Annotated in this window: 2 protein-coding genes; one reads left to right on the top strand and one right to left on the bottom strand. The window is 42.7% G+C overall.

What is annotated here, in order from left to right:
- Window positions 1-694 precede the first annotated feature (694 nt).
- Entirely contained in the window at window positions 695-1738 is a 1044-nt protein-coding gene (locus tag AACT19_RS22405; protein WP_076648851.1) for a GMP reductase, read from the top strand.
- Between the two features lie 124 nt (window positions 1739-1862).
- On the opposite strand, the gene AACT19_RS22400 is transcribed toward AACT19_RS22405, so the two are convergent.
- Window positions 1863-2894: a phage integrase gene (locus tag AACT19_RS22400; protein ID WP_076648849.1), complete on the bottom strand. Its 1032-nt coding sequence runs from the start codon at window positions 2892-2894 to the stop codon at window positions 1863-1865.
- Between the last annotated feature and the right edge of the window lie 181 nt (window positions 2895-3075).

Genomic DNA, 3075 nt, shown 5'->3' with positions numbered 1-3075 from the left:
TTTAATGGAATTGGTATTACATGAACAACCGAGAAGCCACGAAACGTGCTTTTGGAACGGTAATGCTATGGGTGAATAGAGGTTGGATTTATAAAGTCCGAGCTTGGAAGTATCATTTAATGGAGTGCGAGGGCTCGACTCTCAAACCCAAGTGAATATTGGTCTCTAGATTGAGTCGTTATCACTCTACTTTTCCAAGTGACCGCAAAACAGAAACGTCACGAGATTGCCCTATTTGGTCAAAAACAGATAAAAATTGGAAAAAAATCGAATTTATTTAAGAAAAAAGGCATTTTTTTGTTGGAGAAAAGTGTGGTTTTTATGTGATTTCGAGGCACTTTCTTCACATATTTGCATTATGAGGGCGATATTACGTGAAATATGAAGGAAAACGATTGCGCAATAAACCAACAGCGTTTGCGCGAATGGTTCGCTAAGTTATTAATTAATAAGAATTTAGTTGGAAAGTGTAACTGAGGAAGTTTTAGCGGATATGGAATCTTTGAGAGGATAGCATAAAAAAAAGTGAAATATCATACTTGCTGTTACTAAATCACGACCTATAATGCTGAAAACCGGAGCGTCTGCCAACGCTCCGGTTTTTTTGTGTCCGAAGAAAAGTAAACCCGTCTGCCAACGGTTTTACTACGCATTTCGCGAGAGACACATAATTTTATGAATCAAGGAAAACACCATGCGTATCGAACAAGAACTTAAGTTAGGTTTCAAAGATGTACTCTTCCGTCCGAAGCGTTCTACCCTTAAAAGCCGTTCTCAAGTTGAATTAACCCGCGATTTTACATTCAAGCATAGCGGTCGTCAATGGTCTGGTACTCCAGTAATTGCAGCGAACATGGATTCGGTAGCAAGCTTTGAAATGGCAGCTGCTCTAGCAGAGCACGGTGTTATGACTGCAGTACACAAGCACTACACAGTAGAGCAGTGGGCTGAGTTCGCTAAAACAGCAGACAAGAAAACACTGAACAACGTATTTGTATCAACAGGTACATCTGAAGCTGAGTTCGAGAAAGTTAAGAAGATCATGGCTCTTAGCGAAGAGTTTGTATTTATCTGTATTGACATCGCTAACGGTTACTCAGAGCACCTTGTTGAGTTCGTACAGAAAGTACGTGCTGAATTCCCGACTAAAGTTATCTCTGCGGGTAACGTTGTAACGGGTGACATGGTTGAAGAGCTAATTCTAGCTGGCGCAGACATTGTTAAGGTTGGTATCGGCCCTGGTTCTGTTTGTACTACACGTGTTAAAACAGGCGTAGGTTACCCTCAACTTTCTGCAATCATCGAGTGTGGCGACGCAGCACACGGCCTTGGCGGCATGATCATCGGTGACGGTGGCTGTTCATGTGCGGGTGACGTATCTAAAGCGTTCGGCGGCGGTGCTGACTTCGTAATGCTAGGCGGCATGCTAGCAGGTCACTCTGAGTCAGGCGGCGAAGTTGTAGAGCAAGACGGTAAGCAATTCATGAAATTTTATGGAATGTCATCTCAGTCGGCTATGGACAAGCACTCAGGTGGTGTTGCTAAGTACCGTGCTGCGGAAGGTAAAACTGTTTTACTTCCATACCGTGGTTCTGTTCATTACACGATTTCTGACATCCTTGGTGGTGTACGTTCAACTTGTACATACGTAGGCGCAGCAAAGCTTAAAGAGCTAACTAAGCGTACGACTTTCATCCGTGTACAAGAGCAAGAGAATAACGTATTCGGTCGCGAGTAACGTTTAAAACGCTTGTTTAAAATTTTAAGAATTGAGCCACTTTAGAGTGGCTCTTTTTTTACCTGAAATTTGGCAAGTGGCGACAAAGTGGCGACAGCCGAGCAAAAAATTTTGTGGCGACAGGTTACAGGTTAGAAAGAGGGTTATGGATAATTGCTTCAGATAGGTGATCAGGTGCGAAGTGGGCATAGCGCATTGTCATGCTGATATCTGCGTGGCCTAGAATGTCCCTTAGCACTAAAATATTGCCGCCATTCATCATAAAGTGACTTGCGAACGAATGACGCAAAACATGAGAAGCTTGCCCTGAGGGCAGGATGATGCCCAGTTTATTCTTTAATATGTAGCAGAAAGGCGTATAGCACTCTTCAAATAGCTTTCCTGATGTTGGTTTGTATATCTCGTTGTAAAGCCCTTCAGAGATGGGTACAGAGCGATTCTTCTTAGTCTTGGTGTTGGTGAACGTAACCTTATATTTGCTTAACTGAGCGCCTTTCAGCTGAGCAGCTTCATTCCAGCGAGCTCCAGTGGCTAGGCATAGCTTCACTATTTTCTGCATATCTGTTCGGCTGTGTTTAGACACATGCTCAAGTAACAAAGTAATGTGCTCTTTATGAAGAAAAGACATAGTGCGTTCGTGATCTTTAAATGGCTTCACTTCTTCCAAAGGGTTCGGTCCTTTCCATTCTCCAATTTCTTTCAATTTAGCAAACATAGCCTTGAAGCGCGCGAGTTCTGAATTTAGCGTTGCGATACTAGGTGCCCCTTTTTGCCAGCGCGCATCAACAAAGCTAATTTTTCCACTCATTCTGTTACTTCTGAATTCAGAGTATGTTTTAGCAACGAAAACGGTCGCTACAGGGTTACCCATCGCGTTAGCCATTCTTAGAAACTTACTATGAATGACATTACCTTTGGTAAGGGTTACACCATAGTGTGAGTACCAAAGCTCAATAAGTTGAGAAAGCCTGCGGTGATCCGGCTTGTCACCCATCCAGGGCTTATCGTCAATCTCTTTCATTGTGTGAAGCTCAAAAGCCTTGGCTTCCCCCTTAGTCGCGAACTTTTTACGAACACGCTTTCCCGATCGTCCGTTCGGATAACATTCACAGATCCAAGGTTTGGTAGAGCCATCTTTTAAATTGCGGCTAGACATAATAAAGCCTAAAATAACTGTATATAAAAACAGTATAGATCGAGCTGAAACGTAGAACAATGTTTTATATCGGACAAAAGGCACAGGTTAGACACCTTTCTCAAAGTGCTAAGAAAGTTAATAGGTTTTTGCTATGTATCATTCAATTCATGTGACTGCTGGGGCTTTGTTGCGTAATTCA

Origin of the sequence: Vibrio sp. 10N.222.47.A9, assembly GCF_963872585.1 — a bacterium.
Lineage (GTDB): Bacteria > Pseudomonadota > Gammaproteobacteria > Enterobacterales > Vibrionaceae > Vibrio > Vibrio splendidus.
The sequence above is the reverse complement of the archived record's forward strand: the minus strand, read 5'-3'. Positions and strand labels throughout refer to the sequence as shown.